Source organism: Enterobacter nematophilus, from assembly GCF_026344075.1.
Taxonomy (GTDB): Bacteria; Pseudomonadota; Gammaproteobacteria; order Enterobacterales; family Enterobacteriaceae; genus Enterobacter; species Enterobacter nematophilus.
In genome coordinates this window covers 1,026,152-1,048,137 of the sequence record NZ_JAPKNE010000001.1, presented here as the reverse complement: position 1 = coordinate 1,048,137, position 21,986 = coordinate 1,026,152, and the positions used below count along the sequence as shown (strand labels likewise).

The 21,986-nt window shown below is 58.0% G+C and carries 19 protein-coding genes; 13 read left to right on the top strand and 6 right to left on the bottom strand.

Features of this window, described 5'->3' with window-relative positions:
* Positions 1-5: 5 nt before the first annotated feature.
* The 13 genes from gspE (at position 6) to OSH03_RS04900 (ending at position 13,544) form a co-directional block, all read left to right on the top strand.
* Positions 6-1,484 (top strand): type II secretion system ATPase GspE, encoded by a 1,479-nt coding sequence (gene gspE / locus OSH03_RS04960; RefSeq protein ID WP_266178642.1) that lies wholly within the window; start codon positions 6-8, stop codon positions 1,482-1,484.
* Positions 1,484-2,692: a type II secretion system inner membrane protein GspF gene (gene gspF / locus OSH03_RS04955; RefSeq protein WP_061098734.1), complete on the top strand. Its 1,209-nt coding sequence runs from the start codon at positions 1,484-1,486 to the stop codon at positions 2,690-2,692. Before gspE ends, gspF begins: the two co-directional genes overlap by 1 nt.
* A gap of 3 nt (positions 2,693-2,695) precedes the next feature.
* Entirely contained in the window at positions 2,696-3,145 is a 450-nt protein-coding gene (gene gspG / locus OSH03_RS04950; RefSeq protein WP_006809430.1) for a type II secretion system major pseudopilin GspG, read from the top strand.
* Complete coding sequence (gspH, locus tag OSH03_RS04945; protein WP_266178430.1) at positions 3,145-3,630, top strand: type II secretion system minor pseudopilin GspH; 486 nt, start codon at positions 3,145-3,147, stop codon at positions 3,628-3,630. Before gspG ends, gspH begins: the two co-directional genes overlap by 1 nt.
* Positions 3,623-4,003, top strand: a complete 381-nt coding sequence (gspI, locus tag OSH03_RS04940) for a type II secretion system minor pseudopilin GspI (protein ID WP_266178429.1) — start codon at positions 3,623-3,625, stop codon at positions 4,001-4,003. The genes gspH and gspI overlap by 8 nt, the downstream gene beginning before the upstream one ends.
* Positions 4,000-4,641, top strand: coding sequence for a type II secretion system minor pseudopilin GspJ (gene gspJ / locus OSH03_RS04935; protein WP_266178428.1), 642 nt, complete (start codon positions 4,000-4,002; stop codon positions 4,639-4,641). Before gspI ends, gspJ begins: the two co-directional genes overlap by 4 nt.
* The gene (gene gspK, locus OSH03_RS04930) at positions 4,638-5,648 is read left to right on the top strand and encodes a type II secretion system minor pseudopilin GspK (protein WP_266178427.1); all 1,011 of its coding nucleotides are present in this window, start codon (positions 4,638-4,640) and stop codon (positions 5,646-5,648) included. The genes gspJ and gspK overlap by 4 nt, the downstream gene beginning before the upstream one ends.
* Before the next feature lie 15 nt (positions 5,649-5,663).
* Complete coding sequence (gene gspL, locus OSH03_RS04925) at positions 5,664-6,797, top strand: type II secretion system protein GspL (protein ID WP_266178426.1); 1,134 nt, start codon at positions 5,664-5,666, stop codon at positions 6,795-6,797.
* Entirely contained in the window at positions 6,794-7,279 is a 486-nt protein-coding gene (gene gspM, locus OSH03_RS04920; protein WP_151412811.1) for a type II secretion system protein GspM, read from the top strand. Before gspL ends, gspM begins: the two co-directional genes overlap by 4 nt.
* Positions 7,276-8,073, top strand: coding sequence for a prepilin peptidase (locus tag OSH03_RS04915; protein WP_266178425.1), 798 nt, complete (start codon positions 7,276-7,278; stop codon positions 8,071-8,073). Before gspM ends, OSH03_RS04915 begins: the two co-directional genes overlap by 4 nt.
* 258 nt (positions 8,074-8,331) lie before the next feature.
* Positions 8,332-11,043 (top strand): glycosyl hydrolase family 18 protein, encoded by a 2,712-nt coding sequence (locus tag OSH03_RS04910; protein ID WP_266178424.1) that lies wholly within the window; start codon positions 8,332-8,334, stop codon positions 11,041-11,043.
* 108 nt (positions 11,044-11,151) lie between these two features.
* Positions 11,152-11,589: a type III secretion system invasion protein IagB gene (gene iagB / locus OSH03_RS04905; protein WP_151412813.1), complete on the top strand. Its 438-nt coding sequence runs from the start codon at positions 11,152-11,154 to the stop codon at positions 11,587-11,589.
* Between the two features lie 134 nt (positions 11,590-11,723).
* A complete protein-coding gene (locus tag OSH03_RS04900; RefSeq protein ID WP_266178423.1) occupies positions 11,724-13,544 on the top strand; it encodes a glycoside hydrolase family 19 protein in 1,821 nt (606 codons plus the stop codon).
* A 144-nt stretch (positions 13,545-13,688) separates the two neighbouring features.
* On the opposite strand, the gene OSH03_RS04895 is transcribed toward OSH03_RS04900, so the two are convergent.
* The 6 genes from OSH03_RS04895 to hcp form a co-directional block, all read right to left on the bottom strand.
* Positions 13,689-14,702: an NAD-dependent epimerase/dehydratase family protein gene (locus OSH03_RS04895; RefSeq protein WP_080328163.1), complete on the bottom strand. Its 1,014-nt coding sequence runs from the start codon at positions 14,700-14,702 to the stop codon at positions 13,689-13,691.
* A 91-nt stretch (positions 14,703-14,793) separates the two neighbouring features.
* Complete coding sequence (locus OSH03_RS04890) at positions 14,794-16,230, bottom strand: SDR family oxidoreductase (protein ID WP_266178422.1); 1,437 nt, start codon at positions 16,228-16,230, stop codon at positions 14,794-14,796.
* A gap of 10 nt (positions 16,231-16,240) precedes the next feature.
* Positions 16,241-17,242, bottom strand: a complete 1,002-nt coding sequence (gene ltaE, locus OSH03_RS04885; protein WP_266178421.1) for a low-specificity L-threonine aldolase — start codon at positions 17,240-17,242, stop codon at positions 16,241-16,243.
* Between the two features lie 38 nt (positions 17,243-17,280).
* Positions 17,281-18,999 (bottom strand): ubiquinone-dependent pyruvate dehydrogenase, encoded by a 1,719-nt coding sequence (gene poxB / locus OSH03_RS04880; RefSeq protein WP_266178420.1) that lies wholly within the window; start codon positions 18,997-18,999, stop codon positions 17,281-17,283.
* Between the two features lie 266 nt (positions 19,000-19,265).
* Positions 19,266-20,234 carry an NADH oxidoreductase gene (hcr, locus tag OSH03_RS04875; RefSeq protein ID WP_266178419.1) on the bottom strand — a complete coding sequence of 323 codons (969 nt, stop codon included), beginning with the start codon at positions 20,232-20,234 and terminating at the stop codon, positions 19,266-19,268.
* A gap of 10 nt (positions 20,235-20,244) precedes the next feature.
* Positions 20,245-21,897, bottom strand: a complete 1,653-nt coding sequence (gene hcp / locus OSH03_RS04870) for a hydroxylamine reductase (protein ID WP_061098719.1) — start codon at positions 21,895-21,897, stop codon at positions 20,245-20,247.
* Between the last annotated feature and the right edge of the window lie 89 nt (positions 21,898-21,986).

Here is a 21,986-nt window from a genome sequence, read left to right as displayed (position 1 = left end):
ATAACCTGGACGAACTGAGTAAAACGCTGTGTAGCAGCAGCTACGCAAAAGATAACGGCGTGCTGTTCTACAACAATGACGTCTATATCCGTGATGACACCCCGGCATTTGCACTGCTGGAGGTGCGCCGGGTGCTGGGACGCGCGTTCGTCCCGGTCACCCTGACGCCGGAAGCCTTCGACGAGATGCTGGCCAAAATCTGGCAGCAGAGCAGCGGCGTGTCGCAGCAGCTGGTGGACGACATGGACGCGGACATCGACCTGATGGCGTTAACCGAGGAGATCCCGGATAACGAAGATCTGCTCGATAACGACGAAAACTCGCCGGTGATCCGCCTCATCAACGCCATTCTCGGCGAGGCGGTGAAGGACGGCGCGTCGGATATTCATATCGAAACCTTCGAGCGCACGCTGAGCATTCGCTTCCGCGTCGACGGCGTGCTGCGTCCCGTGCTGCAGCCCGCGCGCAAGCTCGCGCCGCTGCTGGTGTCGCGTATCAAGGTCATGTCAAAGCTGGACATCGCCGAGAAGCGGCTGCCGCAGGATGGCCGTATCTCCCTGCGCATTGGCCGCAAGGCAATTGACGTGCGCGTCTCGACCATTCCGTCCCAGTACGGCGAGCGCGTGGTCATGCGTCTGCTCGACAAAAGCAACCTGAAGCCCGACATCAACAAGCTGGGGCTGATTGATGAAGAGCTGGAGAAATTGAAAGGGCTGATTGACCGCCCGCACGGCATTATCCTGGTCACCGGGCCGACAGGCTCCGGTAAAAGTACCACCCTGTACGCCATTCTTTCGGCGCTGAACGGCCACGAGCGCAACATCCTCACCGTTGAAGACCCGATTGAATACGAGCTGGAAGGGGTGGGGCAGACGCAGGTTAACCCGCGCGTGGACATGACCTTTGCCCGCGGGCTGCGCGCCATTCTGCGTCAGGACCCGGACGTGGTGATGATCGGGGAAATTCGTGACGGTGAAACCGCGCAAATTGCGGTGCAGGCGTCGCTTACCGGTCACCTGGTCATGTCTACGCTGCACACCAACAGCGCCGCAGGGGCGATTACCCGCCTGCGGGATATGGGGCTGGAGTCCTTTTTAATCGGTTCATCGTTGCTCGGTGTCATTGCCCAGCGTCTGGTGCGTCGGCTGTGCACGCACTGCCGGACCACCAGTCCGCTGGACGCCAATGAAAAAGCGCTGTTCAGCTTTATGGAGGCGCCGCCAAAAGCAATCTACCGCGCGGTAGGCTGTGAACACTGCCGCCAGAGCGGCTACCAGGGCCGGGCCGGTATTCATGAGTTCCTGGTGGTGGACAGCACCATGCGCCGCGCCATTCATGAAGATAAAGACGAAATGTCCATCGAAACGCAGCTCTTTAAGCAGGCCTACAGCCTGCGTGAAAACGGGCTGCTGAAGGTGATTAGCGGCGTGACCTCTCTGGAAGAGGTGATGCGCGTCACCGCCGAGCGTGGGGGGGATGCGTAATGGCCTTCTACGCCTGGACGGCGACGGATGCCGCGGGGAAAACCCAGCGCGGCACGCTGCAGGCCGAGGGGCAAAAGCAGGTTCGCCAGATGTTGCGCGAGCAAAAGCTGATGCCCGTCAGCATCGCCGAAACCCGCGAGGCGGCGGCATCCGGCAAAGCGAAAACCGGGGCTAAGCTCTCGACGCCGGTGCTGTCGATGTTTACCCGCCAGCTCTCGACGCTGGTGAACGCCGCGCTGCCCCTGGAGAGCGCGCTGAAAGCGATTTCGAAGCAGACGGAAGACAAAAAGCTGGCGGCGATGGTCGTGGAAATTCGCGAGAAGGTGGTGGAAGGGCACACGCTGTTTGACGCCTTCAGCCAGTTCCCGCGCACCTTCGACAAGCTCTACTGCACCCTGGTGATGGCCGGTGAAAAGACCGGCCACCTGGGCGACGTGCTGGAGAAGCTGGCCGAGTACAACGAGCAGCGCCAGAAAATGAAAAGCAAGCTGACGCAGGCGATGGTCTACCCGATCACCCTGACGGTGGTGGCCATCGCGGTCATCAGCATCCTGCTGGTGGCGGTGGTGCCGCAGGTGATTGAGCAGTTCACCCACATGAAGCAGCAGCTGCCGATCACCACCCGCACGCTGATTGCGGTGAGCGATTTCCTGCAGGCGTACGGCATCTATATTGTGGGCATCCTGGGAGGCGGCTTTATCGGCTTTAAAACCTGGCTCAGGAACGCCAAAAACCGCTTTCGCTGGAACAGCTGGCTGGTGAACGGTTCGCCGATTAAAAAGCTGGTGTGCGCCATCAACAGCGCCCGCTATATCCGCACCCTGAGCATTTTGCAGGCCAGCAGCGTGCCGCTGCTGGAGGGGATGTACATCGCGATGGACGGTATCGAAAACCTCTACGCCCGGCAGGTGCTGGAGCAGGCGGCGGATACCGTGCGCCAGGGGGCATCCCTTTACGCGGCGCTTGAACAGGCGAAATTATTCCCGCCGACCATGCTGTATATGATTGCCTCCGGCGAAGAGAGCGGGGAATTAGGCAATTTAATGGACCGCGCGGCGGAAAACCAGGAATCGGCATTACAGCATCGCATTACATTAACGCTGTCGGTATTTGAACCGGCGCTGGTGGTATCCATGGCAACGATTGTTTTATTCATCGTACTGTCAATATTACAACCGCTTCTGCAACTTAATAATATGGTAGGTTAAATCATGGCTTTAAAACGTAAAAACCTGGCTCGCCAGGCGGGCTTCACCTTGCTCGAATTAATGGTGGTTATCGTTATTCTCGGCGTACTGGCGAGCATGGTGGTGCCGAACTTAATGGGCAATAAAGAGAAAGCGGACGAACAAAAAGCGACCAGCGATATTGTCGCCCTCGAAGGCTCGCTGGATATGTATAAGCTGGATAACCACCGCTACCCGACCACGGAGCAGGGCCTGCAGGCGCTGGTGACCAAGCCTGAAATCGCGCCAATCCCGAACGGCTACCGCGCGGACGGCTATATCCGCCGCCTGCCGCAGGACCCGTGGGGTGGGGATTATATTCTGGTCAGCCCGGGCGAACACGGCGCGGTGGACGTTTTCTCAGCCGGTCCGGACGGTGAAGCCAATACCGCTGACGATATTACGAACTGGTCTCTGGATAAGAAAGAGAAATAATGAATAAACAACGCGGCTTTACGTTGCTGGAAATTATTCTGGCGCTGGTGATATTTGCCAGCTGCGCCATGATGGTGGTGTCAACAATACCCTCGCGCAGCGGTGCGGATATATTTGGCCAGCAATTAAAAGCGCTCGTTGATTATGGTTCAGACCGTGCGGTGATGGACGGAAATATCGTCGGGCTGGTAATTACCACCGACAAATATCAGCTGGTGACGCTCGACGATAAAAACGGCGAACGTCGCTGGGTGCCGTTATCCGCAGGACGTATTACCACCAAAGGCGATTTCCCAGAGGAGATGCACGTGTCGCTCTCGCCGCAGCGCCTTGCCGCCACGGTAACCTCCGACCCGCAGGTCCTCTTTTTACCGGACGGTGAAATCAGCCGCTTCACGCTGACGCTGCAAAGCTACGACAAACAGCACCATTTCCGCGTGGTGTCGCAAGGCGCGGCCCCGGTATCGGTAGAAAACGATGGCTAACGGCAATAAAAAGCAAAAGGGGATGACGCTGCTGGAGGTGATGGTCGCGCTGACGATCTTCTCCACCGCCGCGCTGGCCCTGATGAACTCCGTCTCCCTGAACGTACGTTTCACCCACGGCCTGGCCGACACGCTGCAGGCCAGCTGGGTGGCGGAAAATCAGCAGGCGGAAGCGCAGCTCACGAAAACCGACTTCCCGGACGCCGAGGCGCAGGGGACGGAAATCATGGGCGGGCGCGGCTGGAACTGGCGCAAGCAGCGGGTAAAAACCGCCGACGGCGTCTGGGCGAACGCGATCCGCGTCTACGCGGAAGGCGACGACAGCCAGCCGGTTATTGCGCTTCACATCATTCCGCCGGGAGAGAGCAAGTGAAGAAAACGCGACGCCAGCGCGGCTTTACCCTGCTGGAGATCATGATTGCCCTGACCATCTTCGCGGTGATCAGCACGCTGGCCTGGCAAATTCTGGACGGCGCGATGCGCACCAGTTCGGCGACGGATGCCAGCGCCGCAAAGCTAAACCAGCTGCAGCGGGCCTGGAATCTGATGGAGCGCGATTTTTATCAGCTTCAGGCGCGCGCGCCGCGCAACGAGCCGGAGCTGTTTCGGCAGGAGGGCGATGCCCTTGAGCTGACCACCCTGAACGGGGTGAGCGGAACGGTCCAGCTGGAGCGCGTGCGCTGGCGGCTGGAAGAGGGGCGTCTGTACCGTGACGTCTGGCCGGTGATTGACGGCCCGGCGGACGTCAAACCCGATGAAGTGCCGATTGTCGGCGAGGTGAAATCCCTGCAGTGGCGTTTTTACCGGCAGGGCTGGCAGAAAAGCTGGAGCGACGCGGCGCATCTGCCGGACGGCGTGGAGCTGACGCTGACCATGGAAAACGGCGACACCTGGCGCTGGGTCTTCACGACGCCGGGCGATATGCCTGAAGCGGCTGCGCCCGCGCCCGCCGCTGCGCCAGAGGCCGCGCCTGCGCCGTCGCCAGCACCGGCACCGGAAGCAAAATCATGAGTGCATTACGTAAACAGAAAGGGGTCGCGCTGCTGGTGGTGCTGATCCTGCTGGTCATGATGTCAGCGCTGGCCGCCAAAATCAGCCAGCAGTTCTGCCGCAACCTGCAGAAAACCCATTACCAGGTAAGCCAGCAGCAGCTGCGCTGGGCGATGCAGGCACAGGAGAAGGTGGTGAAAGACCGCCTGCAGACCGACGCCAGCGGTGAAAACAAGGCCCTGAACCTTGACGGCGACTGGCACCAGCCGCTGGAAACCCGGGGCGAAGATTACACGGTGGTCAGCCAGGTGGAAGACGCGCAGGACTGCTTTAACGTCAACAACCTGCTGGCCGCAGAGAAAATACCGCAGGGGCAAAACGCGCCCGCCGTGCCGGAAAAACCGCGCAACGAGCAGATTGTTGAACAGATCCTGACGGAAAGCGGCATCAGCCACGCTGCGGCGGAAGAGGTGTATCAACAGCTGGTGGACTATCTCGATGGCGACGCGACAACCGCCAAAGACGGTGCAGAGAGCGATGCCTGGGCGGGCGTTATGCCCGCCCGCCAGCCCGCGAACCAGATGATGCGCACCATTGCTGAGATCAAACAGCTGCCCGCGTTCCCGGTAGCGGCATACCCGAAGGTGAGCAAGCTGCTCTGCGCGCTGCCGGACTCTGCCAGTAAGGTGGACGTGAATACCCTGGAGCCGGAGCAGGCCGCCTTACTGGCCGCCCTGTTCCCCGGAAAATTAACGGAAGATGACGCCGTTCGCCTGATTGATTCGCGTCCTGAAACCGGCTGGGAAAATATGGAAACCTTCAGCAAGGCGCTGGAGCAGACCTTCCCGCAGTTGAAAGACGATCTCCCGCAGGTGGCCGAGCTTCTCTCCATCAGCAGCCGGTATTTCCGCGTGAACTATACCGGCAATACCGATGAATTAACGCTTCGCGTGGTTAGCCAGCTTCAGGTCAATAACGAGGCCGGTGAGATCGTGACGTGGCAACGTCGTTACCGAATGATTGAATAAGAAAAGTAGATCGCTATGAAACAGGTACTTTTTGTTCGTCCCGATAACCGCGAGGGCGGGAAAATAATGGGCTGTGTCTCCGGCAGCCAGCAGGTTGAGACGCTGGAGAGCCTGGACGCGCTGGCGGACCATCCGCTGGCGGCCCGTGTTTGTCTGCTGCTGCCCGCCAGCAGCATGATCTTCCGCCATTTTACGCTGCCGAAGAAAGTCGCCTCTCAGGCGACGGCGTTCTCGTGGATGGCGGAAGAGACGCTGATTGGCGACGTGGATAATCTCCACTGGACTGTGCTGAACAAAAAAGGCGCCGAGGTGGATGCGGTGGCGATAGACGCCGACCTGCTGCGCGGGTGGTTAAGCCGCTGCCAGGAGGCGGGGCTAAAGGTGATCCAGGTGCTGCCGGATGCCTGGCTGCTCCCCGTGACGGCGGGCGGAAGTACCCTTGTTGCCGTGGATGACGGCTACTGGCTGCGCTTATCACCGCATGTCGCCAGCGAAATGGAGGCGAGCCTGCTGCCGCTTCTGATGCAGAAGGCCGGAGAGGGGGTAGTGTGCTGCTACGGCGAAGCGCCTGCTGGTGTGGCCGTCGACATCGCCCAGCCCTGGCAGCATCCGCTGGTGCTGATCCAGCCCCAGTGGCAGGCCTGTCGCGTCACGCTCCTGCACGGCGAGTTCAGCCCTAAAGCAGGTAACGGTAAAGCCTCGAAAGGCGTTAAAGGGGCGCTCGCCGCAGCGGGCCTGCTCTCTCTCGGCCTGTTGCTGGGCCCGCGCGTCACCATGGCCTGGATGCTGGTGCAGCAGGAAAATCAGCTTCAGCAGGAGATCCTGCAGGTTTACCAGCACCATTTCCCCAGCATGCGCCAGCAGACCAATATCAAATACCACTTTGGTCAAAATATGAAAAAGCAGAGCAAAGGGGTGTTTCTGCAGCTGGAAGATCTGGAAAAAGCCAGGCAGGCCGTGCCCGCGCTGGAGATCGCGCTGCTCGAATACGATGCTCAGCAAAATACGCTGACGCTGAGCGCCAGTTCGCAAAGCCAATCCGCGTTGCAGACGTTTGTAAACCAGGCGGGGGAGTATTTCGATTTCACCTTACAGCCTGTTTCGACCTCAGCTCCTTATACCGCCATGATCGCAGGGAAATATAAATGAAAGAGCGAATCACGCAGCTTAAGTCTCGTTACCAGAATTACAGCGCCAGGGAAAAAATCATTCTGAAAATATGTGCCGCCGCGATAGCGGGGGCGGTTATTTATTACGCGGGCATGATCCCGCTGGATAATATGATTCAGAACAGCAAGGCCACTCTGACCAGACAAAAAGAGACGCTGAACTGGATGCGCAGCGAAATAGATAAAAACCATCTTCAGGTCCAGATTGTCAAAACGGATAATCCACGCACGGTGGTAGAGAACAGCGCCCAGGAAATTCATCTCCCTCTGGCGGATGTGCGTCAGGATGGGCAAACCTTATCGTTCGTGGTCAGCCGCGTAAACGTCTACGAATTGAAAAACTGGCTGCGGGAAATAAACCAGACTTCCGGCGTCAGGCTGCAGAAAATGAACCTCACGCCGGTGGATCATCTCAGCGATGTGAAAGCGGAAGTCCAGCTCACCTGGAGCAAAAACGCATGAGTACGTTCGCGCTGATGCGGGACGTTTATCCGGTGGGGTTCCCGTTAATGAGTGCGATCTTAGGCGGCATTGTCGGAAGCTTTCTTGGGGTGGTTGCCGAACGCGTGCCGGGCATGGTCATGCAGGAAGAGGGGGGAGGTAATCTGCTCTTTCCGGCCTCGCATTGCCCGGCATGTCAGCACACGCTGGCCGCCTGGGAGAATATCCCGCTGGTCAGCTGGCTTGTATTACGCGGGCGCTGCCGCGAGTGCAAAACGGCTATCCCCCTGCGGCTATTTTTAATCGAGCTTTTTTCCGCACTGTTTTGCGGCATCACCGCCTGGTGGATGCCGGACATCCAGTCACTCTTTGCCGTGTGGCTGCTGGCCGCCTTTTTGCTGCCTCTGGCGATAATCGACTGGCGATATCAGCTCCTGCCGGATTGTCTGACGCAGCCGCTGCTGTGGGCAGGATTATTGTTCCATGCGTTTGACCACACGCTGCCGCTGCGCGATGCGCTGTTCGGTGCGGTAGCGGGCTACCTCTCCCTCTGGCTGCTCTACTGGGCATTTCGGTTGTTTACCGGACGGGAAGGGCTGGGATATGGCGATTTTAAGCTGCTGGCGGCCTTAGGCGCCTGGTGCGGCTGGCAGGCGCTGCCTTCGATTGAACTCGCGGCAGCGTTGAGCGGTATTGTGGGCTATTTCACCGTAAATAATTTAAATAAAAATAACCTCACTATTTCTTTCGGACCGTATCTCTCATTTGCTGGAATAGTGGTGTTTATTGGACAGCAGTTTGCTTTCATATTTTAAATATACGGGTCAAGTTTTTTTATAAATTTTTTTGACGGTGGAAGAGAAGGACGCCTCTTTGCGCTCAGTGTATCGTAAGAGATATAAGCTACACGGAATTTGGGCTTGTATCTTTTTATGGAGGAATACAACGCAGCAAAACGTTTTTTTATTGTCACGGTTTTCAGGTTGGTTAAATAAGCTTTACGCAAATAGACTCCATGCTCTCAAGGAAGACATGGATTATTACGTTACGTATAAATTTATCAGGAAATAAAAATGAAATTTATGAAGCCTAAATATCTGGCGCTCTTTATTGCGGCGGCAACCAGCTCCGCATTTGCAGCGGCGCCAGGCGCACCGACTCTCGGCTACGGCAACGACAAATTTGCCCTGGTTGAAGTGGATCAGAATGCTCAGGATTATAACAATCTGGTCAAAGTGCATAACGATGGCGTGGATGTCAAAGTGGAATGGAACGTCTGGAGCGGAGATGCACCGACTTCAGCTAAAGTTCTGCTGGACGGACAGACCGTGTGGACCGGTGCGGGCGGCGCGACGGGCTCTGCTACGTTCAAAGTGAAAAAAGGCGGACGCTATCAGGAGCAGGTAGAAGTGTGTAACGCCAGCGGCTGTGCGAAAAGCGCCAGCAAGCTGATTATCGTCGCTGATACCGACGGTAGCCACCTGCTGCCGCTGAATAAGCCTCTGCAGGAAAACAACAAAACCTTCGCGAAGCACACCGACAAGGTGGTTGCAGCCTACTTCCCTGAATGGGGCGTTTACGATCGTAACTTCACGGTAGATAAAATTCCTGCGGCCAACCTCAACCACATTCTGTACGGCTTTATTCCAATCTGTGGTGGCGACGGCATTAACGACGGCCTGAAAACCATTGAAGGCGGCAACAGCTTCCGCGTGCTGCAGAACGACTGTAAAGGCCGTCCTGACTTCACCGTGGCAATTCACGATCCATGGGCCGCGCTGCAAAAATCACAGGCAGGCGTCTCCAACTGGGACGACCCGTACAAAGGTAACTTTGGCCAGCTGATGGCGCTGAAAAAAGCGCATCCGGACCTGAAAGTGCTGCCATCCATCGGCGGCTGGACGCTCTCCGATCCGTTCTTCCACATGGGCGATCCGGCAATTCGCGCCCGCTTCGTCTCCTCTGTGAAAGAGTTCCTCCAGACCTGGAAATTCTTTGACGGTGTGGATATCGACTGGGAATTCCCTGGCGGCGGCGGTGTAACCGAAACCCTGGGCAATCCGCAGCAGGATAAAGCAACCTATACCGCGTTGATGCACGACCTGCGCACCATGCTGAACGAGCTGTCTGCTCAGACTGGCCGTACCTATGAACTGACCAGCGCCATCGGTGCAGGCCGCGATAAGATTGAAGACGTGGATTACACCACTGCTCAGCAGTACCTCGACCATATCTTCCTGATGAGCTACGACTTCTACGGCGGCTGGAGCAACACCGTTCTGGGTCACCAGGCTGCACTGCGTGCGCCAGCATGGCGTCCAGACACCGACTACACCACTGAAAATGGCGTTAACGCGCTGCTGTCACAGGGCGTACAGCCAGGCAAGATCGTGGTGGGTGCGGGCATGTATGGCCGCGGCTGGACCGGCGTGCATGGCTACACCGGCGACAATCCATTCACCGGTACCGCTACCGGGATGGTGAAAGGCACCTGGGAACCTGGCGTGGTTGACTATCGTCAGATCGTTAATGAGTACAAAGGCAAGCCAGGTTGGGAATATGGTTATGACGCGGACGCAGAAGCACCATATGTCTTCAATAAGTCTACCGGCGACCTGATCACCTATGAAGATGCACGCTCTACCGCCGCTAAAGGCAAGTACGTGCTGTCTAAAAACCTGGGTGGTCTCTTTGCCTGGTCCATCGACTCTGATACCGGCGACATCCTGAACGCGATGAACGAAAGCCTGCTGGGCGGTTCTACCCCGGTTGATCCGGTGGTCACCAACCACGCGCCAATCGCTTCCTCTGCGGATCAGAACGTCTCTGGCCCGGCAACCGTCACGCTTGATGGCTCTGCTTCCAGCGATCCGGATGGCGATGCGATTACCTACAAATGGACCCAGGTTTCTGGCCCATCTGTGACCATCACCAACAGCACCAAAGCGAAAGCGACCTTCAACATTCCGGCAGCGACCAGCGACCAGAGCATGACGTTCCGCCTGACGGTTACGGATGCAAAAGGCCTGAGCAACGCAATTGATGTGCAGGTTGTGAACAAAGCGCCGAAAGCGAACCAGGCTCCTGTTGTGAACGCAATGGAAGCGGTAACGCTGCAGGCAGGGGAAACCTATTCTCTGCATGCGCAGGCTGCGGATCCAGACGGTGATGCATTGACCTACGCCTGGAGCGTTCCAGCGGATATGCACGCCACCGGTACTGATACCGCGAATGTAAGCATCACTGCGCCAGACGTTGCCTCTACATCGACTTACACCCTGAGCGTGGTCGTAGGCGATGGTAAAACCAGCGTGCAGTCTAACGTGCAGGTTACCGTGAATCCGAAACCGGCTGACGTTACGCCACCGGCTGATGACGTAACTCCTCCGGCTGATGATGTGACGCCTCCATCTGATGATGTCACTCCACCGTCTGACGAAGGTTCTGCAACCGGTAGCTGCGACGCGCCTGTCGATGCTAACGCCAGCAAATATGCCGCGTGGGATGCCAGCAAAATCTACAACAATGGCGATACCGTAAGCTTCGACCATCTGGTGTGGAAAGCGAAGTACTGGACGCAGGGCAACCAGCCTGGCTTCGGTGTGGATGCCTGGGAGCTGGTCAGCGACGTGAAGATGAACTGGCGTTCTGACCTCGTCTACAACGGCGGCGAAACCACAACCTACCAGGGCAACGTTTACCGTGCCAAATGGTGGACCCGCGGTGATAACCCGGCCAACAGCGATGTATGGGTGAAAGAAGGTCCTTCAACAGACTGCAAATAATCTAGCCCGATAAACACTCACCATTCCCGCTGGGGATGGTGAGTGATTCAAACTTCATTTTACAGGATGTTGCTAAGGAGAAATCACTGACGCTTACAGCAGGTAAAAATGAAAAAGTTAATATTGTTGTTATTGATAATAAGCCAAAGCGCGCTGGCAAATTGTTGGGACAGAGCCGCGCACTATTATCATGTCGATCCCTATTTATTGTATGCCATTGCTAATGTTGAATCCGGTATGAATCCGTACGCGATTGGGAAAAATCATGACGGCACGCGTGATGTCGGGCTAATGCAAATTAACAGTACACATTTTACGGAACTGGAAAGCAGAGGCATTGACGAATATCGACTGATGACCGAGCCCTGTACGTCCATCATGGTCGGCGCCTCGATCCTTTCCGGGATGATCAAGGTGTATGGCTATAACTGGGAAGCGGTAGGCGCCTATAACGCCGGGTTAAAAAAAGAGAATTATCCGCAGCGAATGATGTATGCCCATAAGGTCTGGAAAAAATATCAGCAGTTGAAATTAGCGGCGCAATAGAAAGGTTTTTTATTTTTGAAGAATTCCCAAGGGTGTTCTTCGAAAAGTGAAAACAGCTGTCTGTGGTTTATTTATTAAAGGATTAATACATAAGCCGGGATTTAACTTTAACTTCAATTAACAGGAATACTGAAATGAATAAAAGGACGTTACTGAGTGTACTCGTTGCCGGCGCATGCGTAGCACCGTTTATGGCGCAGGCTGCCTCGCTGCAGGCGACCACCAGTGAACCATACACCATGAAAGCCAGCGATCTGGCGAAGAAAGAGAAGGAATTGACGGATTTCCCGCTGATGGCTTCGGTTAAAGAGACCATCAAGACGCTGGATAACGCCCAGGTAGAACTGATTGAACCAGGCCGCGCGGCAAACCCGGACAACGTGAAGCGCGTTGAAGGGATCGTGAAGGCCAGCGACTGGGAATATCTCTTCCCGCTGCGCGCTCAGGCATATACCTACAGCAACTTCCTGAAAGCGGTGGGTAAATTCCCGGCGCTGTGTAAGACCTACAACGACGGTCGCGACAGCGACGCGATCTGCCGCAAAGAGCTGGCAACCATGTTTGCGCACTTTGCTCAGGAAACCGGCGGCCACGAAAGCTGGCGTCCGGAAGCCGAATGGCGACAGGCGCTGGTTCACGTGCGTGAAATGGGCTGGAGCGAAGGCCAGAAGGGCGGCTATAACGGCGAATGTAACCCGGACGTGTGGCAGGGGCAGACCTGGCCGTGCGGTAAAGACAAAGACGGCGACTTCCTGAGCTACTTTGGCCGCGGTGCGAAGCAGTTGTCTTACAACTACAACTACGGTCCATTCTCTGAGGCGATGTACGGCGACGTGCGCACCCTGCTCGACAAACCTGAGCTGGTTGCGGACACCTGGCTGAACCTGGCGAGTGCGATCTTCTTCTTCGCCTACCCGCAGCCGCCAAAACCAAGCATGCTGCAGGTTATCGACGGCACGTGGCAGCCGAACGATCATGATAAAGCCAACGGTCTGGTCCCGGGCTTCGGCGTGACCACCCAGATCATCAACGGCGGCGTAGAGTGCGGCGGCCCGACTGAAATTGCCCAGTCTCAGAACCGCATCAAGTACTACAAAGAGTTCGCGAACTACCTGAAAGTGCCTGTTCCGGCCAACGAAGTGCTGGGCTGCGCCAACATGAAGCAGTTTGACGAAGGTGGTGCTGGTGCCCTGAAGATTTACTGGGAACAGGACTGGGGATGGAGCCCGGATACGCCGACGGGTTCAACCTATGCGTGCCAGCTGGTGGGTTATCAGACGCCGTTCAGCGCCTTTAAAGACGGTGACTACACCAAGTGCGTGCAGAAGTTCTACAACGTCAACATCGTAAACGATGACGGCTCTGCCGTAACGCCGGACGAAACCCCGATAACGCCAACGCCTTCAGAAGATGAAACGCCGGCACCGGCTCCAGCGCCGACGCCGGATGAAACCCCGGCTGAGCCTGTTGCGGTGAACCACGCGCCGGTTGCGCATATTGCGGGCCCAATCGGCGCCGTTGAAGCGGGCGCACAGGTTTCTCTGAGCGCGGAAGGTTCTACCGATGCGGACGGCAACAAGCTGACCTACACCTGGCGTTCTCAGGATGGCCAGACCGTGACCGGCGAAGACAAAGCGGTGGTAACCTTTACTGCACCAGAGTCTGCAGCGGCGCAGCAGATTGAAGTGAGCCTGACCGTCAGCGATGGCGAGCTGAGCAGCACCACTTCCTATCTGCTGAACGTGAAGGCGAAAGCATCAACGCCTTCCCAGGATGACGGTGCTTACCCGGCGTGGAGCGCGAACAGCAAGTACAACGCAGGTGATATCGTGAACAACCACGGTAAACTGTTCCAGTGCAAACCGTTCCCGTACAGCGGCTGGTGTAACAACGCCCCGGCATACTATGAACCAGGCGCAGGTCTGGCATGGGCTGATGCCTGGACGGCTCTGTAAAAGCGAAACGGCAACCGAAAGGTTGCCGTTTTAGTGTTTGCACCCTCTCCCGGTGGGAGAGGGCCGGGGTGAGGGCATCAGGCCGCACACTCTGTCTTTTGCCGGGTGGCGTTGCGCTTACCCGGCCTACATGAGGCTGGACGCTTACCGGTGCAACTTCCCGTGATCCCGCAGCCACGCCGCCGTGCGCACAATGCCTTCATCCAGCGTCACAATTGGCTTATATCCCAGTTCAGTCTCAGCGCGCGAAATATCCAGCGTAAAATCAAAGTTAAGCTTCGATACGCCGTAGTGCGTCAGCGCGGGCTCTTTGGCGGATTTACTGCCAAAACGCTCCATGCTGCGGGCGATCATGTCCAGCATCGGATAGGGCACGGAACGGATACGGCAGTTAATCTGCAGTTCATCAATCAGCCGCTGCACGATGCTGCGCAGCGTGCACGGTTCACCGTTGGTGATGTTATAGGCGCGGCCGGAGATCAGCTTATCGCAGTCCGGCTGGCTTGCCAGCCACATGGCGTGGACGGCATTTTCGTAATAGGTCATGTCCACCAGCGCATCGCCGCCGCGCGGCAGCAGCACGCTGCCGTAGTGGTGCATCATCTGCGCCAGACGCGGAATAAACACTTTGTCGTGCGGCCCGAACAGGCTCTGCGGGCGCAGGACGGTAAAGCGGGTATGCGGGTTTGACTGCGCCAGCAGGTCGATCACCTCTTCGCTGGCCGCCTTGCTGCGGGCAAACTCGCAGGCAAAGCGAGCAGGGCGGAAATCTTCCTGCACGTCGCGATGGTGGTGATAGTCGAAGTAGAGCGACGGGGAGGAGATATGGATAAAGTTACGCACGCCCCAGGCGACGGCCCATTCGCCCAGACGACGCGTGGCGCGCACGTTGGCGAGATCGAAGGCTTCCTGGGTTCCCCACGGGGAGGTAAAACTGGAGCAGTGCCACAGCGTGTCGATACCGGCGAGCATCACCTTCGCCTGCGAGGAGACCAGCTCCGTCAGGTCGGCATGGACGAACTCCGCGCCCATTTTTTGCAGCAGTTTACCCATCGCTTCGTTGCGACCGGTGGCCCTGACGCTGATGCCCTTGTTGCGCAGAAATTCGACCGCATTTCGGCCTAAGCCGCTGGTCGCCCCGGTAACCAGTACCTTCATATCAATCCACTGTGTTGAAAAGAATTTCGTGCGCATTCTTTCGTGAATTACGATGTGTTGCAATGGGAAAGGTGAAAGAAAGAGGGTTTTATTAACTTATTTTCGTCTTTTGTTCTGCCAGTTGCGCAATGCGTTTTGCCATTCCCCGGAAGATAAACAGATGGGCGGGGATCATAAACAGCCAGTAGAACAGACCCGGCATCCCGTGCGGGTGCCACCAGGCGCGAACGTCCAGCTCCCGGTGGTCGCCTTTGTCCTTGAGGGTAAAGCAGAGTCGCCCCAGCCCCGGTGCCTTCATGCCGAACAGCAGCGCCAGCTGTTTTTCCGGCTCGACGATGATCACCTTCCAGCTGTCGACCGCATCGCCTGGCTTAAGATACGGATGCGCCGGGCGACCTTTCGCCAGACGGTGACCGACCAGCAGGTCCAGTGCGCCGCGCGTTTGCCAGAGAATATTGCCGAAGAAATAGCGCTCTTTGCCGCCGATCTGGTTCACCACTTCCCACAGCGCGTGAAGGCTGGCAGAGGTTTTTACCGTGCAGCCCGCCTGCTTCGGGTAATAGCCGTACTCGGGGCGCCAGCGGGCAAAGGCCTGCGCGTCGTAGCCCCAGTCGCTGGAGTTCACCAGCTTCTCTTCTTCTTTCAGCGTATGGCGCACCGCGTCGTCAAAGCGGATCAATTCCTGGGGGATCAATGCGCGCAGTGCCCGATCGTCCGCCAGCAGATCGTGCTTTAGCCCCTGGATCAGCGCTTTCGCGGTCGTCGGGGGAACCGAGGTGATCACATTCAAAAACCACACCGAGATCCACCGGGTCGGGAAGGGGATGGGCACCAGCCAGCGTTTGCGGCCGCTCACCTGCATAAAATGTTCGAACTGCTCCTGATAGCTCAGCACTTCCGGGCCTGCCGCCTCCAGCACGCGGTGTTGCTCTGCCGGGCGATCCAGCAGGGCCACCAGATAGTGGAGAAGGTTCTCCAGCGCAATCGGCGTGGTGCGCGAGCGCACCCAGCGCGGCGGGGTCAGCACCGGCAGGTTGTAGACCATATCGCGCATCACTTCGAAAGCGGCGGAACCCGCGCCGACGATAATCCCGGCGCGCAGTTCGGTAACGGGAATATTCGCCCCGCGAAGCGTGTCGGCCGTCAGCTGGCGGGCGCGCAGATGGTCGGACTGCTCGTGTTCGGGTGCCTGAAGCGAGCTCAAAAAAATCACCTGCTTCACCGGGGTTTGCAGCAGGGCATCGCGGACGTTCATCGCCACCTGCCGCTCGTGGGCGATAAAATCCCCGCCTTCGCCCATGCTGTGAACCAGGTAGTAAAGCGTGTCGACCCCTTCCAGCAGCGCGGGAAGTTCCTTCGGCCAGTTGAGATCGACGTTGTGACAGGTCACGCCGGGCAAAGCGAGTTTTTGCAGACGCTCGGTGCTGCGTGCCGCTGCCCGCACCTGATGCCCCTGCTGGCTTAACGCAGTGGTGAGATGCTGACCAATATATCCGCTGGCGCCAAGCACCAGAATGCGTTGCGGCACGTGATGCTCCTTAGCGCTGTAAAAACGCCTGCCAGTGTTTCACCACGTCCGCCAGCTGTTCGCGGCTCACGTCGAGATGCATCACCAGGCGCACGACCGGGGAGGCGTTGATCAGCACGCCACGGGATTTCATAAATTCACCCAGCGCGGCGGCGTGCTCGTCGCCCACGCGCACGAACAGCATGTTGGTGTCGTGACGCATCACGTCCGCGCCGATCTCGCGCAGCTGCGTTGCCATCCACGCGGCGTTATCGTGATCGTCCTTAAGGCGCGCCACGTTGTTTTTTAACGCGTAAAGTCCCGCAGCCGCCAGAATGCCCGCCTGACGCATGCCGCCGCCGGTCATTTTACGCCAGCGGTTGGCGCGCTTGATGTAGTCCGCATTGCCGACCAGCAGAGAACCCACCGGCGTTCCCAGACCCTTAGACAGGCAAATGGTGAACGAGTCGCAATATTGCGTTATCTCTTTCAGCTCGCAGCCGTACTCCACGACGGCGTTGAAAATGCGCGCGCCGTCGACGTGCAGGCCGAGTTTACGCTCGCGGGTGAATTCCCACGCGGCCTTCAGGTATTCGCGCGGCAGCACTTTGCCGTTGTGGGTGTTTTCGAGGCTGAGCAGCCTGGTGCGGGCGAAGTGAATATCGTCAGCTTTGATTTTCGCCGCGACTTTATCCAGCGGCAGGGAGCCGTCCGGCGCGGCGTCAATCGGCTGCGGCTGGATGCTGCCAAGCACCGCCGCGCCGCCGGCTTCGTACAGGTAGTTATGCGCGCCCTGGCCGACGATATACTCTTCGCCGCGCTCGCAGTGGCTGAGCAGCGCCACCAGGTTCGCCTGCGTGCCGGTCGGCAGGAACAGCGCGGCCTCCTTGCCGCTCAGCTCTGCCGCATAGCGCTGCAGTTCGTTGACCGTCGGGTCATCGCCGTAGACGTCGTCCCCGACCGGGGCGGCCATCATCTCTTCGAGCATGGCGCGGCTCGGGCGGGTAACGGTATCACTACGCAAATCAATCATTTCACATCCCTTTATTTTAAGAGGTCATGCGAAATGTTTTACCTGAGCCAGTTGGTTTTTGCCAGTTCGATCACTTCGTCACCGCGCCCGCTGATGATGGCGCGCAGCATGTAGAGGCTAAAACCTTTAGCCTGTTCCAGCTTGATCTGCGGCGGGATGGCTAGCTCTTCTTTGGCGACGACCACGTCCACCAGTACCGGACCGTCGATGGAGAAGGCGCGCTGCAGGGCTTCATCCACCTCGGAGGCTTTTTCCACGCGAATACCGGTGATACCGCAGGCCTCGGCGATGCGGGCGAAGTTGGTGTCGTGCAGCTCGGTGCCGTCCGTGAGATAGCCTCCGGCCTTCATCTCCATCGCCACAAAGCCCAGCACGCTGTTGTTAAAGACCACGATTTTCAGCGGAAGCTTCATCTGAACCACCGACAGGAAATCCCCCATCAGCATGCTGAACCCGCCGTCGCCGCACATCGCCACGACCTGACGCTCCGGTGCCGTCGCTTTTGCCCCCAGCGCCTGCGGCATGGCGTTCGCCATCGAGCCGTGGTTGAACGAGCCGAGCAGGCGACGTCTGCCGTTCATCTTCAGATAGCGTGCCGCCCAGACGGTGGGCGTGCCGACGTCGCAGGTAAAAATGGCGTCGTCGTCCGCAAAATGGCTGATCTGCTGCGCCAGATACTGCGGGTGGATGGCTTTGTCGCTCGGTTTGGCGAGGTCGTCCAGCCCCTTGCGCGCGTCGCGGTAGTCGCTCAACGCCTTATCAAGGAACTTGCGATCGGTTTTCTCTTCAAGCAGCGGCAGCAGGGCGGCAAGGGTGGATTTGATATCGCCCACCAGCGCCATATCGACCTTGCTGTGCGCGCCGATGCTGGCCGGGTTGATATCAATCTGAATAATTTTGGCATCCGTCGGGTAGAACGCGCGATACGGGAACTGGGTGCCGAGCAGGACCAGCGTATCGGCGTTCATCATGGTGTGGAAGCCGCTGGAAAAACCAATCAGCCCGGTCATGCCTACATCAAAGGGGTTGTCGTACTCGACGTGCTCTTTGCCGCGCAGGGCGTGGACGATGGGCGCTTTGAGCCTGCCGGCGAACTCAAGTAGCTCTTTATGCGCGCCCGCGCAGCCGCTGCCGCACATCAGGGCGATATTGCTGGAGTAGCGCAGCAGCTGCGCCAGCTTTTTCAGCTCCTCTTCGGCTGGCGTTACCACCGGCTGCGGGGCGTGATACCAGTGGGTGCTGGCCCCTTCCGGCGCGGCCTTGAGCGCCACGTCGCCGGGGATGACGACCACGGAAACGCCACGGTTTAGTACGGCTTTGCGCATGGCGATCGCCAGCACCTGCGGGATCTGCTCCGGGGATGAAACCAGCTCACAGTAGTGGCTGCATTCACGGAACAGCTCCTGCGGATGCGTCTCCTGAAAATAGCCGCTGCCGATTTCGGAAGAGGGGATGTGGGCGGCAATCGCCAGCACCGGCACGTGGTTACGGTGGCAGTCGAACAGGCCGTTGATCAGATGCAAGTTGCCAGGCCCGCACGAGCCCGCACACACGGCCAGCTCTCCGGTTAGCTGCGCTTCGGCACCGGCGGCGAAGGCGGCGACCTCTTCATGGCGGGTTGGCATCCATTCGATGGTTTTCATCTTGTTCAGGCTGTCGCTGAGCCCGTTCAGGGAATCGCCGGTCACGCCCCAGATACGTTTTACGCCAGCCTGTTCAAGCGTTTTCGCTATATATGCAGCCACGGTTTGTTTCATGGTTGTCCGTCTCCTTTTTGTGATATCGCTTACAAGCTTAGAAGAAAGTCTCCGTATTGCCCGTCGAATCACTCCAGTTAAAGGGTGCTTTTCAGGCACAGTTAAGCGTTATGCTGGTGGGAAAAGGGTTGCCGGAATTTATCGCCTGAGAGGGAGAGCGGCGAAGGGGTGGTTGAGCTATTGTAGGTCGGGGTAAACGCAGAGCCAGCCAAAAAAAAGCCCGGTGGCGCTAGCGCTTACCGGGCCTACGATCGAACGTTTATCGCTTATGCGAGGACCAAATCCCCCTGCGGATGACACGAGCATGCCAGCACGTAACCCTCTGCAATTTCCGCGTCGGTCAGCGTCATGGTGCTGGTGACGGTGTACTCCCCGGAAACCACCTTCGTTTTACAGCAGCCGCACACGCCCGCACGGCAGGCCGCCACTACCGGCACCTTGTTGCTTTCCAGCGCCTCCAGCAGCGTGGTGCCCACGCGGCCAAAGAAGGTCTGTGCGGGCTGCAGTTTGGTGAACTGAATCCCGCTGGTTGCCGCTTCCGCCACCGGCGTAAAGAACTGCTCTTTGAAGAAGCGGGTCACGCCAAGCGCTTTAACTTCTTTCTCCACGATATCCATGTACGGCGCCGGGCCGCAGGTCATCACGGTACGGTTCGCAATGTCCGGCACGCTTTCCAGCAGCTCGCGGCTCAGGCGCCCCGCGACAAAACCGTGCGTCGCGTTGTGCTCGGCCACCAGCGTCACCGGATAGTTGCGCCATTCTTCGGCAAAAATCACATTTTCCGGGGAACGAACGCTGAAAATCACCTGCACGTCGGCCTGCGGGCGGTTCTTCGCCAGCCAGCGGCGCATCGACATGATCGGCGTTACGCCACAGCCCGCCGCCAGCAGCAGGAATTTATCGTCTGCCTTGTCGTCACAGGTGAAATCACCCTGCGCGTCGGACAGCCAGATGTAATCCCCGCGCTTCACGTCACGGGTCAGCCACTGCGAGCCTGCGCCGTCATCAATGCGGCGGATAGTGAGCGTAATGTACTCGCTCACGCCCGGCGTGGAGGAGATCGTGTAGGCGCGCAGCGTGTCCGCCGAGTTGCGAACGCTGACCAGCGCATACTGGCCCGCACGGTACGGATAGTAGTCGTGGCAGAGCAGCGACAGCGTCCACACATCCGGCGTCTCCTGATGGATGTGATGAACCTGCATCCGCCACGGACATTGTGAGGTTGGCATGGTCATTAATCGCTCCTTATGCGCTCAGCAGCTGCTTCATATCATCTTCAACGTTGGTGACTGAACGCAGGCCGAATTTCTCGTTCAGTACCGCCAGCAGGTCCGGCGTCAGGAAGCCTGGCGCGGTCGGGCCGGTCACGATGTTGGTCACGCCGAGCGAGAGCAGGGTAAGCAGGATAACAATCGCCTTCTGCTCAAACCAGGAGAGCACCAGGGACAGCGGCAGGTCGTTGACGCCGCAGCCGAGTTTTTCCGCCAGCGTGACCGCCAGAATGATGGCCGAGTAAGCATCGTTACACTGGCCCGCATCGATCAGGCGCGGCAGGCCTTCAATGTTGCCGAAGTCCAGCTTGTTGAAACGGTATTTACCGCACGCCAGGGTCAGGATCAGGCAGTCTTCCGGCACGCTGGTGGCGAAATCGGTGAAGTAGTTACGCTCGCCGCGCGCGCCGTCGCATCCGCCAACCAGGAAGATGTGGCGCAGCTTTTCACGGCTGACGAGATCGATCAGCGAATCTGCGGCGCCCAGCAGGGTCTCGCGACCGAAGCCGACGGTGATCAGGTGCGGAATTTCGCTGTACGGGAAGCCCGCCATCTGCTGCGCCTGCGCAATGACCGGACCGAAATCGTCGCCTTCAAGGTGGCTCACGCCCGGCCAGCCGACGATGCTGCGGGTCCAGATGCGGTCGTCATACGCGCCCACGGTAGGGTCGATGATGCAGTTAGAGGTCATCACGATAGGGCCAGGGAAACGGGCAAACTCCACCTGCTGGTTCTGCCAGCCGCTGCCGTAGTTACCGATCAGATGTTTAAATTTACGCAGCTCAGGGTAGCCGTGCGCCGGCAGCATTTCGCCGTGGGTATAGACGTTAACGCCGGTGCCTTCGGTCTGCTTCAGCAGGTTGTAGAGATCTTTCAGGTCATGGCCCGAAATCAGGATGCACTTGCCTTCGGTCGCTTTCACGTTGACCTGCGTTGGCGTCGGGTGGCCGTAGGTGCTGGTTTCACCGGCATCCAGAATGCTCATCACTTTGAAGTTCATCTGGCCGATTTCCATGGAGCACTCAAGCAGGGCGTTCATATCGGCAGGCCAGGTACCCAGCCACGCCATGATTTTGTGGTACTGGGCGTAGATGTCGTTATCGTACTGGCCAAGAACGTGCGCGTGCTCCATATAGGCCGCAGCGCCTTTCAGGCCGTACAGGCACAGCAGGCGCAGGCCGAGGATGTTCTCGCCAATCGCCGCTTTGTCTTTATTCGGGGTGAATTCTGCCGCCTGACGCTGCAGGTCGCCCAGATCGTCGCTCACCAGCTGAAGCTCTGACATAGGATTGTCCACATGAGCGTTAGCATCCACCTTCAGGCACTGCGCCTTCAGCGCTTCGCGCAGGGCAATCGCTTCGCGGGCGTAGCCGACGATGCGCGGAGAATCGAAGTTAACGTTAGTCAGCGTGGAGAAAAAGGCGCGCGGCGCGAAGCTGTCGACGTAATGGTCGACGATGCCGTACTCGCGGGCTTTGAATGCCCAGGCGGAAAGCCCCTGCAGGGCGGCTATCAGCAGATCCTGCAGGTCTGATGTTTCTGCGGTTTTACCGCACATACCCTGCGCGTAAGAACAGCCATTGCCTGCCGGGGTACGGATAGTTTGTTCACATTGCACACAAAACATAATCACACCTGTTAAAGTTATATTTAATATACATGTTTAAGATTATGCCTGTGCCAGAACGGTGAAAAGGGGTTTCTGCTACAAAATAG